Origin of the sequence: Burkholderia sp. Bp9031 (assembly GCF_003857965.1) — a bacterium.
Classification (GTDB): Bacteria; Pseudomonadota; Gammaproteobacteria; order Burkholderiales; family Burkholderiaceae; genus Burkholderia; species Burkholderia ambifaria_A.
Window position 1 is genome coordinate 169,650 of sequence record NZ_QTPW01000008.1, and the last position, 21,386, is coordinate 191,035.

A 21,386-nucleotide genomic window follows, 5' to 3' on the forward strand; every position below is an offset into this window, starting at 1 on the left:
ATGGATTCGGAGAATGAGAGGCGCCGTCGATTCGTTGCCGCGCGTGCCGCGAGAGGTCGTGTTGTGGGCATCAATAGCGCTGTACGTCGCCTCGCTGCTGTTGCCCGCGATGCATTTCGAAAGGGAATCGCCGCTCACTGGAATGTCCCTTCTGGCGCAAGGCTGGTTGGGCCTGCTGATGCTGAATCCGTCGTGGCTCGCAAATCCGCTTTACATAGTCGCCGTCGTCCAGTTTGTCCGTCGCCGTTACGCGCGCGCGACTTTGTTCGCCGGTGCGGCCGTTGCCTGCGCGCTCTGTTCGCTGCTGACGACGAAGTGGTACTTCAACGAAGCCGATGCCACTCCAATCCGAAATCCTGGCATCGCTTTTTACATGTGGGCGATCGCGCAGATCGCGTTGCTGCTGGGCAGCATGCGTTTGCGCCGTGACGCTCCCGCCGCACTACTTGGCGATTGAAAGCGCGGCAGTGCGTCCATGGCCCCTGACGACTTCTGAAACCCGTTTTCCGAGATAAAGCATGACCGATTCCGACAACCGCATCCGGATTCACGAAGGCAGCATCGTCCTGCCGGATGGCTTCGAGGATCGTACGACCAACCTGTTCGTCCCCGTCGACCTCGCGACGCAACCGAACCTCAGCGTCGCGCGTGACTGGCTCAAGGATGGCGAGACCCTCTCGCCCTACATCGACCGACAGCTGGCGATGCTCAAGTCACGTTTGCAAGGCCATCGGCTGCTCTCACGTCAGGCCGAGCGGCTCGGGCCCGGAGCGGACGCCATGCCCGGCGAGCGCATCGACACGGCCTACCGCAACGGCGCAAAGATGGTCTTTCAACGGCAAGCGGCGTTCATCGTGGCGCCAGGTCGGGTGCTGATTTTCACGGCCTCGAGCGCGAAGAGCTTCGGCGAAACGTTGGATACATTGTGGCGGAATTGGCTCGAAGGCTACCTGCCAGCCGAGCCGGCAACAGCATAACAACAAGAAAGGACATGAACCATGTACGAAGCCGCGCGTGTCACTGACCCGATCGAGCACACCAGTGCGCTCACGGGCTTTCTCGTCGGCGCTGTCTTGGGAATCGCGCTTATCGCCGCCGTAGCATTCGCTACGTTCACATGCGGTTTCGGTGTCGCGCTGCTCGCCGGCATGGCGGCCGGTATCGGCGCGCAGGGGCTTCTCTCATTAGGAGAGGCGATCGGCCGGATGTTCAGCTCGCCGTCCGGCAACATCGTCACGGGCTCGTCCGACGTCTATGTGAACGGAAAACCGGCCGCATACGCAACGCTGAGCGGCGTGGCGTGCACCAAGCACAATCCCATTCCTCTGGTCGCCCAGGGCTCGACGAACATCTTCATCAACGGTCGGCCCGCGGCACGCAAGGACGACAAGATCACCTGCGGCGCCGCGATCGGCGACGGCTCGCACGATACTTTTTTCCACGGCGGGACACAGACTTACCTCCCTGTCGCCGACGAGGTGCCGCCGTGGCTTCGGACCGCAACGGATTGGGCGTTTGCGCTGGCCGGCCTGGTCGGCGGTCTCGGTGGGCTCCTCAAGGCTGCAGGTGGCCTGTCACGCGCCGTGCTGCCTTGCGCAGCCAAGTTCATTGGCGGCTTCGTGCTGGGCGAGGCGGTCGGGCGTTACGTCGCCGGTCCGGCGATCAACAGGGCGATCGGCGGGATGTTCGGCAACCCGATCGACGTCACGACTGGGCGAAAGGTTCTGCTGGCCGAATCGGAAATCGACTATGTCATTCCGAGCCCGATGCCGGTCGCGATCAAGCGGTTCTACTCGAGCAGCCTCGAGTACGCGGGAACGCTCGGCCGTGGCTGGGTCTTGCCGTGGGAGCTACGTCTTCATGCGCGCGACGGACGTCTCTGGTACACGGATGCACAGGGACGCGAGACGGGATTCCCGATATTGCGCGCCGGACAGGCGGCGTTCAGCGAGGCCGAGCAGCAATACCTGACCTGCACGCCGGATGGGCGCTATATCCTCCACGACCTTGGCGAGATGTATTACGACTTCGGTCGATATGAGCCCGATTCCGGTCGCATCGCAGGGGTGCGCCGCATAGAGGATCAGGCAGGGCAGTGGTGCCAGTTCGAGCGCGACAGCCGCGGCCGCGTCAGCGAGATCCTGACCTGCGGCGGGCTCCGGGCCGTGCTCGATTACGAGCCCGCGTACGGGCGCCTTGGCGCGATCACGCTCGTTCACGGTGAAGAGCGCAGGCCCGTCGTCGCCTACGGGTACGATGAAAGCGGCCAGTTGGCGTCCGTAACGGATGCAAACGGGGCGGTGGTTCGCCGGTTCACCTATGCCAACGACCTGATGGTGAGCCACGCGAATGCCCTGGGATTTACGTCGAGCTATGCTTGGTCGACGGTCGAAGGACAGCCGCGAGTCGTCGCGACACGCACCAGCGAAGGCGAGGCCTGGACGTTCGAGTACGACATCGAAGGTCGGCAGACCCGCGTTCGCCATGCTGATGGCCGCACCGCGCACTGGCGCTACGACGCACAATTCCAGGTTGTCGAATACATCGATTTCGACGGTGGGCTCTACCGGATCAAGTACAACGACGCTGGGATGCCGGTGATGCTGATGCTGCCGGGCGAGCGTACGGTTGAGTTCGAATACGACGACGCCGGTCGGATCGTGGTCGAAACTGATCCGCTCGGCCGCGCGACTCGTACGCGTTATGACGGCAACAGCATGCGGCCGGTAGAGATTGTCGGACCCGATGGCGGTGCGTGGCGCGCTGAATACGATCCGCAAGGTCGCCTGTTGTCAAGTCAGGATCCATTGGGTCGCGAAAATCGCTACGAGTACCCCAAGGGCCTGACCGTGCTGCCCATCGCGCATATCGACGCGCGCGGCGGCCGCAAGACACTCGAATGGAATCGGCTCGGCGAGCTGGTCAGCTACACGGACTGTTCGGGCAAAACCACACGCAATAGTTTCGATGCGTTCGGTGTGCCACTCGCGCAAGAGAACGCACTGGGTCAGCGCATCACGTACGACATGCGTCCAACGGGCGAGCCGCGCCGCATCTCGTATCCGGACGGCAGCACCGAGCACTTCGAATACGACGCAGCCGGACTGGTGGTGCGACACATTGGCCTCGGCGGACGAATTCAACAGAAACTGCGCAATGGCCGCGGCCAGCTCGTCGAAGCAATCGATCCAGCCGGCCGGCGAACATGCTATCGCTACGATGCCGAAGGGCGGCTTCGAGAGCTGCAGCGAGAGCATGCCCGCTACACGTTCGCGTACAGTGCTGGCGGGCGCCTTACAGCGGAAACGCGCCCGGACGGCGTGGAGCGCCGCTTCAGGTATGGTGAAGCAGGGGAGTTGTTGGCGCTGGACACTGTCGGCGTGCCGGACGAATACGCGACGGCAAATCGTCCGACTCGCACGATTCGCTTTGAACGCGACCGGATGGGCAACCTGAAGGTCCAGCACACGCCGACCGAGGTGACTCGCTACGAGCGCGACAAGGGCGACCGACTGGTGAAGGTCGAGCGCGTGCCGACGGCCGCGGGGTTCGCGCTCGGCATTGAGCCCGATACGGTCGAGTTCGAGTACGACAAGGCTGGTCGCCTCGTCGCGGAACACGGCGCCAACGGGATCGTACGGTACACGCTCGATGAGCTCGACAATGTGGCGACGCTTGAACTGCCGCACGAGCAGACGCTGCAGATGCTGCGCTACGGTTCGGGCCACGTGCATCAGATCCGGTGCGGCGATCAGGTAGTAAGCGATTTCGAGCGCGACGATCTGCATCGCGAGATCACGCGCACGCAGGGTCGGCTGGTTGAGCGCTCCGCTTACGACCCGCTCGGTCGCAAAGTCTGGCAGTCGGCAGGTTTCGAGCCCAAAGCGCTGGGCCGCGGACGCGGCCAGTTCTGGCGCAACTACGGATATGATGCCGCGGGCGAGCTGATCGAGACGAGCGACAACCTGCGGGGCAACACCCAGTACAGCTACGATCCGGCCGGGCAATTGACTCGGCGAGTGAACACCATCGACCGACAGTTGGAAGAATTTGCATGGGATGCTGCGGGCAATCTGCTCGACGACGTGCAGCGCAGAAGCCGTGGCTACGTTGAGGGCAATCGTCTGCGCATGTGGCAGAACCTGCGCTTCGAATACGATCCGTTCGGCAACCTGTCGACGAAGCTGCGCGGCGCGAATCAGACCCAGCGATTCAGGTACGACGGTCAGGGCCGGCTGATCGCAGTGAGCACGCAAGACGCGCGGGGCATCGTGGAAACGCGCTTTGCGTACGATCCGCTCGGACGGCGCCTCACGAAGACCGATACGTCGTTCGACGTGCGCGGCGTGAAGCTTCGAAAGGAGACGAAGCGGTTCGTATGGGAAGGGCTGAGGCTGGCCCAAGAGGTCCGCGAGACCGGTGTTAGTAGCTACGTGTACAGTCCGGATGCGCCTTATTCGCCCGCCGCGCGCGTCGACGCGGTGATCGCAGAGGCGCTGGCTGCTGCTGCGATCGATGCGGCGAAGCGCGCGGCACGGATCTATTACTTCCATACCGATCTGGTTGGGGCGCCGCTGGAAGTCACCGACGAAGCCGGCGAACTCGCTTGGGCCGGACAATATACGGCATGGGGCAAAGTCGAGCAGGGGGCTCGTTCACTGACCGCGTCCCGGACGGATCAACCACTCCGCTACGCGGGTCAGTATGCCGATCAGAGCACGGGCCTGCATTACAACAACTTTCGGTTCTATGATCCGGATGTGGGGCGGTTCGTCAATCCCGATCCGATCGGGCTATTGGGTAGTGACAACCTCTATGCGTACGCACCAAACCCGCTCTCGTGGATTGATCCGTGGGGATGGTGTGTTACGCCAGCAGTTTCACGGGGCACCGCGGGCCAGCCTTTACGTGCAACTGCGACAATCACTGCCGCTGACCTCGGCACCGGAACAGCCACGAATGCATCGTCGCGGGCATGGGCGCGATTATTGGGGAATCAAACAGACGACGCCGGGCACATTCTTGGGAAACTTCTCGGAGGAAGTGGCGGGAAAAATGGCGTATTTCCTCAGTTGCCGGGGATCAATCGGGGTGCGTTCAGGGATTTCGAAGGACAGGTGGCTGCGTATGTTAGGAGAGTCGGCTCAGCTGACGTGGATATACAATTCATCTACGGCAACGGTGGAACACGGCCGACGCAGATATCCTATGATGTCCTGCAAGGTGGTCAGAAAATCATAAGTGCAATCTTCAATAATTAAGGGTTCGCAATGGCAACTGAAGAACTGGAACGAGCGCGTGACACCTTGAAATCGTTTATGCTTGAAATGAATAGATGGGAGGATCAATTTTTCAAAACGAAGCAAGAGGCATTGACTAATAATCAAAATGTCCAATCGGTCGACAACGAAGCGCGCGACAAACTAATGGAGATTTTTGATCAATGGACGTTTCGCGATAAGGCGTACGAAGGACGATTGATTGACCTTGGCTGCACTTCTCCGCCCACTTATAATCCGGATTCCGACGTTGAGGAGCATGCGGAAATGGAGGATGGAGAGGCAGTGTTTATCATTCGGCAGGCGCATGGGCTGCAAAGCCAGTTCCGATTCGTCTTGAAGTGTAAAAATGGCGTGTGGAAAATAAAGAAGAAGGAGCTTCTCAACTTTAAAGACAAATGGCAGCGATCAGTATTGTGACCGGACATTCCCGTTCATAGACTGTCGGTTTGCAGCGCGCAAGGTTGACGAGGTCACAGGGGACATGCCAAACGGCGACAGTTTCCACGTCTTTGGCTTGCAGATGTGTTTCCCTGTCGGCGACGAGCTGCATTTCTGAGTATGCATATGAATGGAATTTATGGCTTGAGGCAAGCTGATTCGTATCAAGCGTTAGTTCAAGTCGATGAGAGTGGGGAGATTCCCCACGACAAGAGCATCGCGATCCAGGCTACTGCCCATAGTGGTCAGCAGTTTGGGCCAAGTTACGATGTGATTAAGCTATCCTGGGGCATTCCTCGAAAAATGAAGGATAGCGATGTCCAAACCATGCTGTCGCCGTTTTTGATGTTTAGTTCGAAAGCTCTTGAAGTTCTTGAACCTCTCCTTAGGAACAATGGTGAGGTGTTGCCTGTCGATGCGCCGACCCAAGGTATTCATGGATTTCATGTGGTCACCGTGCTTGAAGGCGCTGTGGACTTGGAGTCGTCTAAATTCAAGGTTTATCCGACTGCTACGGTATTCAATAAGATTGTCCTTCTGGAAAATTGCGTGCAAGGAGCTAACATATTCAGGCTCAAAGAGAAACCTTCGACAGTATTTGTTTCCAGGGCATTCAAGAAGGTAGTGGAGGACAATAAGAGGGTCGGCCCACGCCGCGCGAGCGCTGGGTCGGGCCGTCGCGGCCACGGCGCAGTGTCGAATGGCGACCGTTCATCGGCGCACTCGCGCCCCGATCGGCGGCGTATGCACTGAATGTCCTGTCGGCGCTATTTCGCTGGCTGATCGAGCAGCGCTACGTGCTGGCGAATCCGTTCACCGGCGTCAAGGTCAAGAGCCACGCGCCGCGCGCGGGACTGGACGTGTCGCGCGGTTTCTCCGAGGGCGAGTGGCTGCTGATCCGCACTGTTGCCGACGGCCTCGAATGGTCCTACGGCTGGAGCGTGCCGGCCGCCCAGCGCGTGCGGTTTCTGTATGGACTTCGGTTATGCAACCGGCTTGCGCGCGAGCGAGCTGGTCAGCGCGACGCTCGCCGATATACGCCGGGACGAACACGGGGATCATTGGCTACACGTGCTGGACAAGGGCGGCAAGCGCGGAAAAGTGGCGCTGCCACCGCTTGCACGCACGGCACTCGACCAGTCTCTCGTACAGCGGGGCCTGCCGGTCACGCCGGAGCGCTGGAACCCGGCGACGCCGCTCGTCGCGAGTCTCGACGAGGACGGCGCAGGCATCGAAAGCACGCGGCTTTGGCGCGTGCTGAGGCGGTTCTTCGTTCTGGTCGCCGATGCGATCCAGGACGAGCGGCCCGCGACGGCGGAGAAGTTGCGCCGAGCCAGCCCGCATTGGATGCGCCATACGCACGCCTCGCACGCGCTGGCGCGGGGCGCCGAGCTGGTCATGGTGCGCGACAACCTGCGCCATGCATCGATCTCAACGACGTCGACCTACTTGCATAGCGACGAGGTGCAGCGAGCCAGGCAGTTCGATCAGGCGTTTGCCGCACGGAACTGAGCAGCAGGCGGTTTATATCGATTTGTGGATAGGCGCGAATATTTCGATAACCTCAGGGCTCATGTAGGAAATTGCACTTACCTTCTTCGCGGACTAGGAGCCGCCGGAACTGACGGCGCTGGTCGACGCCCAACTGCCGCTGGCTGACTATCGGGCACGATTGTGTCTTGGCGGGTACATCACGCTGAAGCGCCAGATTTCACATCCGAAGGACGCGGTTTTGCGAAATCAGAATCTTGACAAGCAATTGATTCGTAAAGAAATTTAGCGCGAAACCGCCATACATGCACGAAAAGGACGATTGCCCCTCGACGGAGGAACCGAGATGAAAGCACTCGTTTACCACGGACCCGGGCGCAAGACGCTCGAACAGCGGCCCAGGCCGGAACTGCAGTCGCCCACCGACGCGATCGTCCGCGTGACGCGCACGACGATCTGCGGCACCGATCTGCACATCCTCAAGGGCGACGTGCCGACCTGCGAACCGGGCCGCATTCTCGGCCACGAAGGCGTGGGCGTCGTCGAGCAGGTCGGTGCCGCGGTCGATTCGCTGAAGCCGGGCGATCACGTGCTGATTTCCTGCATCTCGTCGTGCGGCCGCTGCGAGTATTGCCGCCGCGGGCTGTATTCGCATTGCACGACGGGCGGCTGGATTCTCGGCAACCGGATCGACGGCACGCAGGCCGAGTACGTGCGCATCCCGCACGCGCAGACCAGCCTGTACCGGATTCCGGCAGGCGCGGACGAGGACGCGCTCGTGATGCTGTCCGACATCCTGCCGACCGGATTCGAATGCGGCGTGCTCAACGGCCGGGTGCAGCCGGGCTGCTCGGTCGCGATCGTCGGCGCAGGGCCGATCGGGCTGGCCGCGTTGCTGACCGCGCAGTTCTATTCGCCGGCGCGGATCATCATGATCGACCCGGACGGCAACCGCCTCGAGATCGCACGCCGCTTCGGCGCGACCGACTGCTTCGACGGCCGCACCGGCGACCCGGTGGCGGAAGTGATGAAGCTGACCGACGGCGTCGGCGTGGATTGCGCGATCGAAGCGGTCGGCATTCCGGCGACGTTCGAGATGTGCACGTCGCTCGTGGCGCCCGGCGGGGTCGTCGCCAACGTCGGCGTACATGGCGTCAAGGCGGACCTGCACCTGGAGAAGCTGTGGGATCGCAACATCTCGATCACGACGCGGCTCGTCGACACGGTCAGCACGCCGATGCTGCTGAAGACCGTGCGCGCCGGGCGCCTCGATCCGAAGCGCCTGATCACGCACCGGTTCTCGCTCGACGAGGTGGAGCACGCGTACGACACGTTCGGGCGCGCCGCGCAAACCCACGCGCTGAAGGTGATCATCGAAGTGGGCTGATTGCCACGCAAAGCGTGACGGGAGCCGGTGGCTGCACCGGTTTCCCGTCACGCGCGTTCAGCGATTCGCCGGCATCGCCGTGAGTCACGACGACAGCGCGGCGGGTTCCTGCGCGCCGCCGGCTTCGTCTTCGACTTTGTCCAGATCGACGCATTGCTCGTAGATCGGCACCTCGCACGGCCAGTGCAGCGTCTCCGAGATGCGCCGACGCAGCGCATCCGCGGCAGCGGGTTCGCCATGCGTGATGAAGGTCTGCACGGGCGCGCACTGCATCGTGCCGAGCCACTTGAGAATCTCTTCGTAGTCGGCGTGGGCCGACAGCGTCGTGATCGACTCGACCTGCGCGCGCACGCGGACGTACTCGCCGTGAATCTTCACCGTCGGCTCGTGCGCGGCCAGCGCCGCGCCGCGCGTGCCGGCGGCCTGGTAGCCAACCAGCGCGATCGTGTTGCGCGCATCGGGCGCATAGCGGGCCAGGTGATGCAGCACGCGCCCGCCCGTTGCCATCCCGCTGCCGGCGATGATGACCATCGGGCCATGGTGTTCGGCGATCGCCTTCGACTGCTCGACCGACCGGATCATCGTCGCCGCGTGGCCGAGCGCGTTCGCGTCGGACACGGTCAGCCGGTGTTCGAGGATATGGTGGCGATAGAGCTCGGTCACGTCCGTCGCCATCGGGCTGTCGAGAAACACCGGGACGCGCGCCATGCGGCCGGACGCCTTCAGCCGCGCGATGTAGTGCAGGATCTCCTGCGCGCGGCCGACGGTGAAGCACGGCATCACGACGACCCCGCCGCGCGCGAAGGTCTTGTCGAACAGCGCGGCCAGCTCGTTCTCGGGATCCGACGTCGGGTGCAGCCGGTCACCGTACGTCGATTCGACCACCAGGTAGTCCGCATGCGCGGGTGGCCGCGGCGGCTGCATGATCGGATCGTGATAGCGGCCGAGGTCGCCCGAGAACGCGAGCACCTTGTGGTCCCAGTGCATCACGACGCTCGCCGCGCCCAGGATATGTCCGGCCGGCAGCAGGCGGAACGACAGGCCGCCGCCAAGCGACGTGCATTCGTCGAACGCGACGGGTTTCAGCAGGCGCAGCGCGCGCTGCGCGTCGTCCAGCGTGTACAGCGGTTGCGCCGGATGATGCTTCGAGTAGCCGTGCCGGTTCGCGAAGTCGGCTTCCTCTTCCTGCAGCCGCGCGCTGTCGCGCAGCATGATGTCGCAGAGTTCGGCCGTGGCCGCCGTGCAGTACACCGGCCCGCGATACCCTTCGCGCACCAGCACCGGAAGATAGCCGCTGTGATCGATATGCGCGTGCGTGAGCACGACCGCGTCCAGCGTGTCGGGCGCGAGCGGCAGCGCTCGCCAGTTGCGCAGCCGCAGGTTCTTCGTGCCCTGGAACAGGCCGCAATCGACCAGCACGCGCCGGCCGCCGTGCTCGACCAGATACTTCGAGCCGGTCACGGTTTCGGTCGCGCCGAGAAAAGTCAGTTTCATGGATCGCCTCGCCGGGAGTCGATGGAACGGTAAGGCGATTACAGCGCGAATGCGCGCGCGACGGTTGACCGAAATCAGCAATTGCGGGATTCCGTGGCCGGCCGGGCAAGTTGCAGGGGCGGGGCGGCACGCCGCTCGCGCCGTTTGACGACGATCAACCCTCGACGCCGGCGGCGGCAGGATAGTGACCCTGTGCGCGCATGCGATGCCGATGTCATGACCCCGTTATCCGCGCATGCCGTGCGCGCTGCGTAACCGCATCACTCGGGGCATCACTCGGGCCTTTGGGGACGAATCCATCATGACGCTGATCGCCAATCTGGACGGCGCCGGGCGCCTTTACCGGCTGTGCTTCGTGCGCTCGCCATGGGCGTGGTTTACCTGCTTGCCGCTCGACGAGCAATGCGGCGAGAGTTGGGCGGACGTGCCCTACCAGAACGCCGCGAAGCCGCCGTACAGCGATTCGCGCGCGCAGTTGCTGCGGGTTGCGTTCGATGCGCCGCGCCTGCTGCCGCCCGAGGCCGGGCGGCACGGCCACGCATGGAGCGTCCAGCAGATCAACCACGGCGCGGCGCCATGGCTGCGCAGCGAGGATTTCATCGATGCGATGACGCTGACCGTTCCAGCCGGGACGACGCTCGCCGCGTTCGTCGAAACGATCGAGGCCGCCGGCGGCACCGTGTACGGGCCGCTCGGCTGGGCCGAACTGCCGCCGTGGCAGCGGCCCGACGTCGTCACCCGAACAGGCTGAATCGGGCTGAATCTGGCCGAATGCCCGTGCATCACGCTCGTCAGCCGGCTTCGCCCCAGCCGCCGCCGAGCGCGACGTAGAACGCGACCGTCGCGTCGGCCGTCACCTGCGTGTGCGTCAGGCGAATCTGCTCGTCGAGCAGCACGATCATTTCGCAACTTTCGCACCGATATTGATGACGGACGCCGACGATTTGTTCAGGACCGCCGTTGATTGATCCTCGTCAAGCCGCCGGCGCCGCCGTGCGCGATGCTGGCTGCAGTGCGGTGCGCATCCGGTCGCAGGTTTCGCGATCGGCGCCGGCCGACGGGAGACCGACATGAAGTCAGACGCAGCACTCAAGCAGGATGTCGAGCAGGCGCTGTTCTGGAATCCGGCGATCGACGCGCGCCGGATCGACGTCGACGTTCGTGACCGGATCGTCACGTTGCGCGGCACGGTCGACAGCTGGGCGCAGAAGCTCGAGGCGCAGAAAACGGCGCTGCATGTCGCCGGGGCACGCGCGCTGGTGCTCGAGCTGAACGTCACCCCGCCGGAGAACGCGTGCGCGGACCAGGAACTGGCGATCGCGATCACGTTCGCGCTCGGCTGGCAGGAAGCGTTGCGCGATCACAAGATTCGCGTCGAGGTCGATCACGGCTGCGTGACGCTCGACGGCGAGGTCGACCATGCGTTCCAGAGCCGCGCGGCGGAGGCCATGGTGAGCCGGATGATCGGCGTCGTCGGCGTGGCGAACCGCATCCAGGTGCGTACGGACCACACGGTGCCGGACGTCGGCGCACGGATCGCCGAAGCGCTGGCGCGTCGCGCGCAGCGTGAATCCGCGGGAATTTCGATCGAAGCGGCCGACGGCATCGTCACGTTGACGGGCACGGTCGCGTCGCTGGCCGAACGACGCGCCGCGTGCGGCGCGGCCGGGTCGGTGCGAGGGGTCCGGGAGGTTGTCGACCGGCTGACCGTTGCCTGACCGGCTTGCCCGTGCTGTCCACTACCAGGAGAAGCAGCCATGAACCGTTCGCATACCGGCCCCGGCCGAAACACCCTGCGCCGCGACAAGCGCATGCAGCCGCATACGAAGGACAGTTACCGCGAACCGAAGCGCCCCGGGGGCGACCGGATCTGCGAAGGCTGCGGCGCCGTCTGCGACGCGGGCCGCTGGACGTGGTATGCGACGCCGCTGGATCGGCGTCAGCTCGAATGCCCGGCCTGCAAGCGCATGCGGGAAAACGTGCCGGCGGGCGAGCTGGTGTTGCGCGGCGCGTACCTGCGCGCGCACCGGTCGACGATTCTCGCGCTGCTCGAGCACCAGGCCGATCTGGAGACGAGCGAGCACGCGCTCGAACGCATCATGGAAATCGAGAAGTCCGCCGATACGCTCGTCGTCCGCACGACGGGCACGCACATGGTCCGGCGCCTGGCGGAAGCATTGCTGCACGCGCATCACGGCGATCTCTCCATCCACTATGGCGACGGCGAAGACATGCTGCGAGCGTACTGGAAGCGCGACGCCGCGTGAGCGGACGGTTGCCTGCCGGGCAGGTTCGATCCCATGAAAAAATCATTCGACTACGCCGGGCTGCTGATCCCGATCGCGTTCGCCGTGCTGGTGGCGATTCAGTTGCTGATGTATCAGCCGGCCGCGACGTCGATTTCCTACAGTGATTTTCATCACCTGGTGGACGTGCGGCTCGTCGACGATCTCGAGATCGGCCAGTCGTCGATCTCGGGCACGCTGCGCATGCCGCAAGCCGGCGCGGCGCTGGCCGCGTCCGACGCGGCCGAGGTGAAGAAGGCCGGAGCGCCGTGGCGCTTCACGACGAACCGGGTGAGCGACGAAGGCCTGGTCGCCGCGCTGACGACTGCCGGGATTCGCTACCGGGGCGCACCGGATACGGGCTGGATCGGGACGCTCGCGACATGGATCTTCCCGTTGATCGGCTTCGTCGTGATCTGGAGTTTCATGATGCGCAGGCCGGGCGGCATGCGGGATCTGAGCGGCATGGGAAAAAGCCGGGCCCGCGTGTATATGCAGAAGGAAACCGGCATCACGTTCGACGATATCGCGGGCATCGACGAGGCGAAGGCCGAGTTGCAGCAAATCGTCGCGTTCCTGCGCAATCCCGAACGCTATCAGCGGCTCGGCGGCAAGATCCCGAAGGGCGTGCTGATCGTCGGTGCGCCCGGCACCGGCAAGACGCTGCTGGCACGCGCGGTCGCTGGCGAGGCCGCGGTGCCGTTCTTCACGATCAGCGGCTCGGCGTTCGTCGAGATGTTCGTCGGCGTCGGCGCGGCGCGCGTGCGCGATCTCTTCGAGCAGGCCCAGCAGAGCGCGCCGTGCATCGTGTTCATCGACGAGCTCGATGCGCTCGGCAAGGCGCGCGGGGTCGGCCTGATGTCGGGCAACGACGAGCGCGAGCAGACGCTCAACCAGCTGCTCGTCGAGATGGACGGCTTCCAGGCCAATTCGGGCGTCATCATCATGGCCGCGACCAACCGGCCGGAGATCCTGGATCCCGCGTTGCTGCGCCCGGGACGATTTGACCGGCACATCGCGATCGACCGGCCCGACCTGAACGGCCGCAAGCAGATCCTGGCCGTGCATACGAAGCGCGTGAAGCTCGCGCCGGAAGTCGACCTCGCGGAGCTGGCGCAGCGCACGCCGGGCTTCGTCGGCGCCGATCTCGCGAACGTCGTCGACGAAGCCGCGCTGCATGCGGCCGAACTCGGCAAGCCCGCGATCGGCATGGCCGATTTCGACGAAGCCATCGACCGCGCGATGACCGGCATGGAGCGCAAGAGCCGCGTGATGAACGAGCAGGAGAAGCGGACCATCGCGTACCACGAATCGGGGCATGCGCTCGTCGCGCAAAGCCGTGCGCATTGCGATCCGGTGAAGAAGGTATCGATCATTCCGCGCGGGATCGCGGCCCTCGGCTATACGCAGCAGGTGCCGACCGAGGATCGCTACGTGCTGCGCAGGAGCGAATTGCTCGACCGGCTCGATGTGCTGCTCGGCGGACGCGTCGCGGAAGAACTCGTGTTCGGCGACGTGTCGACGGGCGCGCAGAACGATCTCGAACGCGCGACCGCGCTGGCGCGGCACATGGTCATGCAGTACGGGATGAGCGAGAAGATCGGGCTGGCGACCTTCGACGACGCGGCGCAGCCGAGCGGCGCGCCCGGCGTGTGGACGCCCGGCGACGGCCGCTGCAGCGAGCACACCGCGCAACTGATCGACGAAGAGGTGCGCGCGCTGCTCGAGGATGCGCATGCGCGGGTCACGGCGACGCTCGGCGAGCACCGCGATGCGCTCGAACGGATCGCGCACAGCCTGCTGCTGCACGAATCGATCGATCACGACCTGCTGGTGGCGCTCATCACGCCGCCGGACGATGCCGACGAGACGCGCCGGCCGACGGATGCCGATACGGAAACGATCACGGGCGCCTCTGCCTGAAGTCCAAAGTCCAAAGTCTCAAGTCCGAACGGACGCTCGCCAGCAGCGCTGAACGCCTGCTGCCTGCCATCGTCGGCAACCGGTGCCCATGCGAGCGATCGCGTGTGCGTGACCGGCGGAATCAGGGGCGGGTCCGAATCGCAAGATGCCGGTCAGCAGCCGATGCAGACCGGGCCGTCGCGCCGCGCTTGCGCCGCGTCGTCGGTCACGACCGAGGTGAGCTGCGGATCGGGCCGGAAGACCGTGATGCCCTTCAGACCGTCGCGCCACGCCTGGACGAACAACGCATCGACCTGCGCGAGCGAACACTGGCCCGGCATCGTCACCGTCTTCGAGATGCCCGCGTCGACGCACGGCTGCAGCACCGCGAGCATCGCGACATGGTCGGCCGGTGCGATATCCGCCGCCGTGACGAAATAGTCCGGCAGCCTGACGCTGTCGCCATGCAGCTCGCGAAACAGCCGGTAAGCGTGATTCTCCACACGAAACGGCCGGATCCGTCCGTCCGCGGTGCGCACCATGCGACGCTGCGTCCAGCCGACGGCCGGCTCGATCCCGTTCGAACAGTTGTCGCAGAACGCGAGGCTCACGCTGCCGGCCGGCGCGAACGACAGCAGATGGCTGTTGCGCAGCCCGTGCCGCGCGATCGCGTGATGCACCTTCAGCGGCAGGAGCATGCGGTACGCGGGGCCGGTCAGGTAGGCGGCCGGATCGTAGGCCGGAAACACGCCGCGCTCGGCGGCAAGCGCGGCCGATGCGGCAAACGCACGTTCGCGCATCGTCATCACGATCCCGCGCGCAAACGCACGCGCTTCGACGCTGTCGTAACGCAGCCGCAGCATCGTCAGCGCGTCGGCGAGCCCGGTGACGCCGACCCCGATGCGCCGCGTGCGCCGCGCTTCGTGCTCGTGCGCGGCGAGCGGCCATGCGGTCAGGTCGAGCACGTCGTCGAGCATGCGGACCTGGATCCTCACTGCGTCCGCGAGCGTCGCGAAATCGAAGCGCGGCCTGCCTTCGGCACCGAACGGCTGGAGCACGAACCGCGACAGATCGATCGGCCCGAGCACACAGCTGCCGTAGGGCGGCAGCGGCTGCTCGCCGCACGGGTTCGTCGCGTCGATCCGTTCGTGCTCGCGCAGCGGATTCGCGTCGCGGATCGTGTCGAGGAACAGCAGCCCCGGTTCGGCGCTGTCGCGCGCCGCGCCGACGATCTCGTGCCAGAGCGCACGGGCCTGAATCGTCGCGTAAAGATAGCGTCCGTCCGGCCGCCGAGGCGGCGTGCCGGATGCGCAACGGGGCGGCGCCTGATGGACGAGCGCCCACGGCAGGTCGTGCTGGACCGCTTCCATGAACGCATCCGTGACGCCGACCGACAGGTTGAACGTCGGCCAGCGCGACCGTCCGCGCTTGGCCGCGACGAATGCCGCGAGGTCCGGATGATCGCAGCGCAGCACGGCCATCTGTGCGCCCCGGCGCGGGCCGGTGAACGGCAGCGCCCGGCACATCGCATCGAAGCGGTCGATCGCGACGCATGCGCCTCGTTCGGCTGACGAGCGGCGCTCGTACGCATCGGCAGGCGGCACCGGCGAGAAGTCGTAGCCGATTCCGCCGCCCATCAACAGCGTGAGCCGTGCGTCGTCGAGCGCCCGCGCGAGCGCCGCGTCGACGGCGTGTGCGGGTGTGTCGGGCGCAATCGCGAGCGGATGGACGAAGCAGTTGACCATCGTCCCGCCGATATCCGCACCGGCGTTCGCGAGGATGCGGCCCGCGCCGATCGCGCCGCGCTGCAGATTCCGGAAGAACGCGCGCTCGCACTGTGCGCGCACCTCCGGCGCTTCGGCGAGCGACAGCGCATGGGCGACGCGATGGAATACGGCTGCGCGAGACGTTTCGCCGGGCTGCGCGTAACGCTCGGCGAAGACGGTGGTGCAAAGCGGCTGCTCGTCCATGGCGGGGCTCGGCGGCGACGAATGATTCACTGTAAGAGCCTGCCTGATCGGGGCGTTGATCGAGCGCAATCGAGCGCCTTCGCGGCATCGCTTGACGGGCGTCAACGCCGCGACCGGCGTCGAACGTAAGGTGGAGCCACGGCCGGCACGCCCCGGTTGCCGGGCATCGCCGCGCCGGCGTCCGTCGCGCAAGCCGGCGGATCGCGCGTGCCATCGACTGCGAGCTACGTGCCATGACCGATATCGTTACCGTCACATTGAATCCGGCCGTCGACGTCGCGACGTCGGTCGAGCGCATCGTCGACACGCACAAGCTGCGCTGCGCGCGGCCGCGGCGCGACCCCGGCGGCGGCGGGATCAACGTCGCCCGGACCATTCACCGGCTCGGGGGCGACTGCGTCGCGCTGTACCTGGCCGGTGGGCCGACCGGCGACGTATTGACCCGGTTGCTCGAGGCCGAGCACCTGCCGAGCGTGCGAATCCCGATCGCCGGCGAGACGCGCGAGAACGTCTGCGTGACCGAGACCTCGACCGGGCGCGAATACCGTTTCCTGATGCCGGGTCCGCTGGTCACGCAGGCCGAGTGGCGCGATTGCGCGGCCCGCATCGAAGCGCTGCAACCGGTGCCGCGCTATCTCGTGTTGAGCGGCAGCCTGCCGCCCGGCGCGCCGGACGACCTCTATGCAACGCTTGCGCGGGAGGCCCGCGCAAGGGGCAGCCGGGTCGTCGTCGATGCGGCGGGCCGCGCGCTGCAGGCGGCCCTCGAGGCCGGCGTTCATCTCGTGAAGCCCAGTCTCGGCGAATTGAGCGCGCTGGCCGGAGAAACGCTCGACGACACGTCGGCATGCCGGAAGGCGAGCGAGCTCGTGGAGCAGGGGCGGGCCGACATCGTCGCGTTGACGCTGGGCGCGCGCGGCGCATGGGTCGTCACGCGCGATCGCACGCTGCGCCTGCCCGGCAGGCCGGCCGCGGTATGCAGCACGGTCGGGGCGGGCGACAGTTTCGTCGGCGGCATGGTCTGGGCGCTGGCGCGCGGCGTGCCGTTCGACGATGCGTGCCGCTACGCGCTGGCCGCATCGGCTGCGTCGGTCGAGCATCCCGGCACGGCGCTGTGCACGCGCGACGACGTCGAGCGGATTCACGCCGAACTGGTTGCGCAGGCAAGCTGACGCGCAGGCGGCCCGACGCGTGCGCGATCTCGTCGATGCGCGATCGATCGTTGATCTGGCTCAGCGGTATCCGCGCCGCGATCGCAAAAAATGGGGCAGTCTTTCCACGAGGACCGCCATGGCCTTTCGCCTGATCGCCTGCCTGCTCCTGCTGTCGTGCATGCCGCCGGTTTCGTCCGCCGACGTCGCGACCGTCGTTCCTCCACCGCAGCCGCGTGTGCTGATCCTGGTCTACCACCGGTTCGCCGAGGCGCGCCTGGATTCGATGACGGTGCGCACCGAAACGTTTCGCAACCAGCTGCAGGCGATCGAGGCGAACGGCTATCGCATCGTGCCGCTCGCCGACGTCGTGCGCTGGCATGGCGGCGAGACGGAGGCGGTGCCGGCGCGGGCGGTCGCGATCACCGTCGACGACGGTCACCGCTCCGTCTACGACGTGCTGCGTCCGCTGCTGGCGACGCATCCGGTGCCGGTCACGCTGTTCATCTATCCGTCGGCCGTCTCCAACGCCAGCTATGCGATGACGTGGGACCAGTTGCGCGCACTCGGACGCGCCGGTGGGTTCGACATCGAGTCGCACACGTACTGGCATCCGAATTTCCGCACCGAGCGCGCCCGGCTGACGCCGGACGACTACCGGCGCTTCGTGTCGTTCCAGTTGCGCCGGTCCCGCGAACGGCTCGAGTCCGAGACCGGCCAGCCGGTCAGGCTGCTGGCCTGGCCGTTCGGCGTCCATGATGCTCAGGCCGACCAGCTGGCCGCTGACGAAGGCTACGTCGCGGCGTTCACGCTCGACGCGCACCCCGTGCGGCGCACGGACCCGGCCATGGCGCTGCCACGCTATCTGATGACGGATGCCTGCGACACACGATGCATGAACGGATTGCTGCGAACCGCCGGAGGAAGCCGTGATTGAGCGCCTGATCGTCTGCCTGCTCGTGTTGCTCGCCGGTGTCGCCGCCCGGGCGGCGCCGGTCACGATCACGGTCGTCGATGCCGCGAACGGGCATCCGCTGGCCGGCGCGATCGGCCACGCGCCGGGCGTGAACCGGACCGCGGATCGCGCCGGCACGTTTTCACTGGAACTCGACGCGGCGGGTACACGCGTGAGCGTACGTGCGCCGGGCTATGCGCGAACCGAAATCACGCTGACGCCGGCCGACGTCGCGCATACGATCCGCATGACACCGGTGCGCCCGAAAGCGGTCTATCTGTCCGCTTACGGCGTCGCGGATCGCACGCTGCGCGAGGCCGCACTGTCGTTGCAGGACGCGACCGCGGTCAACGCGCTGGTGATCGACGTGAAGGGCGACAGCGGCGTGACGCCCTATCGCAGCCTGGCGCGCGAAATCTCCGGGGCGGCGAACAACGTGTCGGGCGCAATCGTTCATCCCCCCGATCTCACGGACCTGCTGCGGACGTTCCATGCGCGCGGTCTTTACCTGATTGCCCGCATCGTCGTGTTCAAGGACGACCCGCTGGCGCGCGCCCACCCCGACTGGGCCGTGCGCGATGCGGCCGGCGAGATCTGGCAGGACCGCGAGCATCAGCGCTGGATCGACCCGACCTCGCGTGCGGCGTGGCAACACAATTACGACGTCGCCGAAGAGGCCGCCCGGATGGGCTTCGACGAAATCCAGTTCGACTACCTGCGGTTTCCCGACGCCAACGGTCTCCGGTTCGCCGAGCCCAATACCGAGGCCAACCGGGTCGCGGCGATCACCGGATTCCTGACCGGCGCGCGCGAACGGCTGCGGCCGTACAACCTCTACGTGTCGGCCGATATCTTCGGGTACGTCTGCTGGAACGCCGACGACACCGCGATCGGGCAGCGACTCGACGCGCTCGGATCGGTCGTCGACTATGTGTCGCCGATGCTGTATCCATCCGGCTTCACATGGGGTCTGCCGGGCTGCCGGAAGCCGACCGAACATCCGGGCGAGATCGTTTCGCGGTCGCTGGCCGAGGCGAAGCGCCGGACCGGACTGGACGGCGTCCGGTTTCGGCCGTGGCTCCAGGCGTTTCGCGACTATGCGTTCGATCACCGGCCGTTCGACGCCGACGAGATTCGCGCACAGGTCGACGCCGCCGACGCGGCCGGCACGGACGGCTGGATGCTGTGGAACCCGCGCAATCGCTACGATCCTGCCGCGTTGCCGCGCTGACCGGCACGATCCTGTCCGGGACGAATCGACCATGCCATGGAACGACGAACGTTATCCGCCGTCGATGCGGAATCTGCCGCCGCCGGTTCGCGGCAAGGCGATCGAGATTGCCAACGCGTTGTTGCGGCAGGGGCGTACCGAGGGCAGCGCGATCCGCATTGCGATCGCGCAGGCGAAACGTTGGGGGTATGCGCGTGCCGTCTTGCGCGGCCGCCGGTGACGGGCGGTGAGCAGCGGCGGTTCGGGCGATGCTAGGCCGTGCACCCGGCCGGGTATTCCCGCTCGACCATCGCCGGATGCACCCGTGCGACCAGCACGCAAGCGATCAGCATGACGACGACCGCGACGCCGTGCGCGGGATTGCGCAGACACGACGCGACCTGCTCGCTCCTCCCGACGCCGAACAGGCACCACAGGCAGAAGTGCTCGCAATTGTTCGTCAGAAGCCGGTAGCGGCATTCGCCGAGGCGCGATGCCGCGCGGCGTGCGGCTTCCGTGCCGTCGTACAGCGTGCGCGTGTGGCGGATCACCGCGAGCTCGAAACCGGCGCGGAAGCCGTCGAGGGTGACGACCTCGACAGGGCCGCCGCTCAGATGGCGCGACCACCCCGCGTAGTGAATCACGTTGCCGTCGCCGATGTAGATCCCGTGATGCAGGTAGCCGGGGCGGCGGGTCACGAGGTGGGCGCCGACCGGCGGTTCGCCATCCAGGTTGGCGTCGTCGGCGTGCGCTGCGGTCGGATCAATCATCGCCAGCTCCTCGGTCCTGCGGCGGCGGGGCGGAAGAACCGCTCCCCGACCGCGAAATGCGTTACGTCCTGTCACGTCTCCAGTATTGGCGGCGGGGTCGAGCGGAACAATCAGCGTGGCCTGAGCTTGCTGTCCGACGTCGGGCGGCCGTGTCGGAAATTTCCGACGGGCCATGCAATATCGGCTGACAGCGATCACGGACATCGCGCCGCACGGATGCCGTTTCCGCCCGGTTCCGCCCGATTCCAGGCGCGTCCGGGCGTGTCCGGGCGCACCGGCAGCCGGGGCGTGATCACCGTCTCGCGGGCGTTCCGTCCGGTTCTGTTCGGCTTCGACAGGAGCGCATTTGACTTGAGTCAACGGGAAATCGACGTTCCGCGCGACGCTGGCATCGTCGCCGATTCAAACGCGCGACGGCATCGCACGCAACACGTTCCGCGATCGGACGGGCGGCATTGCAGCCATGCGTGCTCAATCAGGAGAGTGAAGATGTGGACCGGAACCGTGAAGATGCTGCTGCTGGCAACCTGCGTGCTGAACATCGGTGCGAGCGCGCTGGCGCAGACGTCGCCCGAGCCTGTCGAGCGCAACGGTATCGCGTACATCACCGGTGGAATTGGCCAGGACGAGATCATCGCGTTTCGCGACGTCGCCCCTCGATACAACCTGCGGATCACGTTCGCGTCGAAGTCCGGCCACTATCTTTCCGATGTCGACGTGACGCTGTCGTCCGGCAAGTCGACGATGCTCGACGTGCACACGAACGGCCCGTTCCTGTTCGCGCGCGTGCCGCCGGGGCGATATAGCGTATCGGCGCACGACAGGGCCGTCCAGGAAGTCCGGCGCGTCGTCGTCCCGGCGCGAGGGGGCGTCGATGTGCGCTTTTCCTGGCATGACCCCGACCGGCACGGCGCGATGCGTCTGTGCGCGGCGTGTCCCGCACCGCAGTAGCGGCCGGCCCGCTAGCCGTGCGTTCTGGCAGGGCCGGCGAGGCGGCCGTGCGCTGCGCTGCCGCGCTGGCCGGCGCGCTGCTGGTCGCGCTTGCATCGGCCGG

The 21,386-nt window shown here is 65.8% G+C and carries 18 protein-coding genes and 1 pseudogene; 16 read left to right on the plus strand and 3 right to left on the minus strand.

Going from position 1 to position 21,386, the window contains the following annotated elements; all coding sequences use genetic code 11:
* The first annotated feature begins 13 nt into the window (after positions 1-13).
* The 7 genes and pseudogenes from DIE15_RS13545 (at position 14) to DIE15_RS13575 (ending at position 8,598) form a co-directional block, all read left to right on the plus strand.
* Positions 14-457 (plus strand): hypothetical protein, encoded by a 444-nt coding sequence (locus DIE15_RS13545; protein ID WP_124833511.1) that lies wholly within the window; start codon positions 14-16, stop codon positions 455-457.
* Positions 458-518: 61 nt separating this feature from the next.
* A complete protein-coding gene (locus DIE15_RS13550; RefSeq protein WP_057926949.1) occupies positions 519-977 on the plus strand; it encodes a DUF1795 domain-containing protein in 459 nt (152 codons plus the stop codon).
* 21 nt (positions 978-998) lie between these two features.
* Positions 999-5,261 carry an RHS repeat-associated core domain-containing protein gene (locus DIE15_RS13555; protein ID WP_124833512.1) on the plus strand — a complete coding sequence of 1,421 codons (4,263 nt, stop codon included), beginning with the start codon at positions 999-1,001 and terminating at the stop codon, positions 5,259-5,261.
* Between the two features lie 9 nt (positions 5,262-5,270).
* Positions 5,271-5,699 carry an NTF2 fold immunity protein gene (locus tag DIE15_RS13560; RefSeq protein ID WP_124833513.1) on the plus strand — a complete coding sequence of 143 codons (429 nt, stop codon included), beginning with the start codon at positions 5,271-5,273 and terminating at the stop codon, positions 5,697-5,699.
* A gap of 147 nt (positions 5,700-5,846) precedes the next feature.
* Positions 5,847-6,473 carry an imm11 family protein gene (locus tag DIE15_RS13565; RefSeq protein WP_185734446.1) on the plus strand — a complete coding sequence of 209 codons (627 nt, stop codon included), beginning with the start codon at positions 5,847-5,849 and terminating at the stop codon, positions 6,471-6,473.
* Positions 6,368-7,232 (plus strand): annotated as a pseudogene (locus DIE15_RS13570) (tyrosine-type recombinase/integrase); the annotation flags it as partial. The gene DIE15_RS13565 and the pseudogene DIE15_RS13570, both read left to right, overlap by 106 nt.
* Positions 7,233-7,557: 325 nt before the next feature.
* Complete coding sequence (locus DIE15_RS13575) at positions 7,558-8,598, plus strand: zinc-dependent alcohol dehydrogenase family protein (protein WP_057926946.1); 1,041 nt, start codon at positions 7,558-7,560, stop codon at positions 8,596-8,598.
* 84 nt (positions 8,599-8,682) lie between these two features.
* Here the strand turns inward: DIE15_RS13575 and DIE15_RS13580 are convergent, their stop codons facing one another.
* A complete protein-coding gene (locus DIE15_RS13580) occupies positions 8,683-10,092 on the minus strand; it encodes an MBL fold metallo-hydrolase RNA specificity domain-containing protein (RefSeq protein ID WP_124833514.1) in 1,410 nt (469 codons plus the stop codon).
* Positions 10,093-10,393: 301 nt separating this feature from the next.
* Between DIE15_RS13580 and DIE15_RS13585 the strand changes: the two genes are divergently transcribed.
* From DIE15_RS13585 to ftsH, 4 genes are all read left to right on the plus strand, one after another.
* Positions 10,394-10,843 (plus strand): hypothetical protein, encoded by a 450-nt coding sequence (locus DIE15_RS13585; RefSeq protein ID WP_057926944.1) that lies wholly within the window; start codon positions 10,394-10,396, stop codon positions 10,841-10,843.
* Between the two features lie 319 nt (positions 10,844-11,162).
* The gene (locus DIE15_RS13590; protein WP_057926943.1) at positions 11,163-11,810 is read left to right on the plus strand and encodes a BON domain-containing protein; all 648 of its coding nucleotides are present in this window, start codon (positions 11,163-11,165) and stop codon (positions 11,808-11,810) included.
* 39 nt (positions 11,811-11,849) lie between these two features.
* Positions 11,850-12,359: a BCAM0308 family protein gene (locus DIE15_RS13595; protein ID WP_057926942.1), complete on the plus strand. Its 510-nt coding sequence runs from the start codon at positions 11,850-11,852 to the stop codon at positions 12,357-12,359.
* Positions 12,360-12,392: 33 nt separating this feature from the next.
* Positions 12,393-14,300: an ATP-dependent zinc metalloprotease FtsH gene (gene ftsH, locus DIE15_RS13600; RefSeq protein WP_124833515.1), complete on the plus strand. Its 1,908-nt coding sequence runs from the start codon at positions 12,393-12,395 to the stop codon at positions 14,298-14,300.
* A gap of 152 nt (positions 14,301-14,452) precedes the next feature.
* On the opposite strand, the gene DIE15_RS13605 is transcribed toward ftsH, so the two are convergent.
* On the minus strand, positions 14,453-16,249 hold the full coding sequence (locus DIE15_RS13605) for an adenosylcobalamin-dependent ribonucleoside-diphosphate reductase (RefSeq protein WP_124833516.1): 1,797 nt from the start codon (positions 16,247-16,249) through the stop codon (positions 14,453-14,455).
* Between the two features lie 233 nt (positions 16,250-16,482).
* Here DIE15_RS13605 and DIE15_RS13610 point away from each other — a divergent pair, with 233 nt between their 5' ends.
* The 4 genes from DIE15_RS13610 (at position 16,483) to DIE15_RS13625 (ending at position 19,803) form a co-directional block, all read left to right on the plus strand.
* On the plus strand, positions 16,483-17,418 hold the full coding sequence (locus DIE15_RS13610; RefSeq protein WP_057926939.1) for a 1-phosphofructokinase family hexose kinase: 936 nt from the start codon (positions 16,483-16,485) through the stop codon (positions 17,416-17,418).
* Positions 17,419-17,536: 118 nt separating this feature from the next.
* Complete coding sequence (locus DIE15_RS13615; RefSeq protein WP_057926938.1) at positions 17,537-18,334, plus strand: polysaccharide deacetylase family protein; 798 nt, start codon at positions 17,537-17,539, stop codon at positions 18,332-18,334.
* Positions 18,327-19,583, plus strand: a complete 1,257-nt coding sequence (locus tag DIE15_RS13620) for a putative glycoside hydrolase (RefSeq protein WP_124833517.1) — start codon at positions 18,327-18,329, stop codon at positions 19,581-19,583. The genes DIE15_RS13615 and DIE15_RS13620 overlap by 8 nt, the downstream gene beginning before the upstream one ends.
* Before the next feature lie 31 nt (positions 19,584-19,614).
* A complete protein-coding gene (locus DIE15_RS13625; RefSeq protein ID WP_124833518.1) occupies positions 19,615-19,803 on the plus strand; it encodes a hypothetical protein in 189 nt (62 codons plus the stop codon).
* A gap of 31 nt (positions 19,804-19,834) precedes the next feature.
* Here DIE15_RS13625 and DIE15_RS13630 read toward each other — a convergent pair whose 3' ends face one another.
* Positions 19,835-20,332, minus strand: a complete 498-nt coding sequence (locus tag DIE15_RS13630) for a lecithin retinol acyltransferase family protein (protein WP_124833519.1) — start codon at positions 20,330-20,332, stop codon at positions 19,835-19,837.
* A gap of 489 nt (positions 20,333-20,821) precedes the next feature.
* Here DIE15_RS13630 and DIE15_RS13635 point away from each other — a divergent pair, with 489 nt between their 5' ends.
* A complete protein-coding gene (locus DIE15_RS13635) occupies positions 20,822-21,283 on the plus strand; it encodes a carboxypeptidase regulatory-like domain-containing protein (RefSeq protein WP_124833520.1) in 462 nt (153 codons plus the stop codon).
* Positions 21,284-21,386 lie beyond the last annotated feature (103 nt).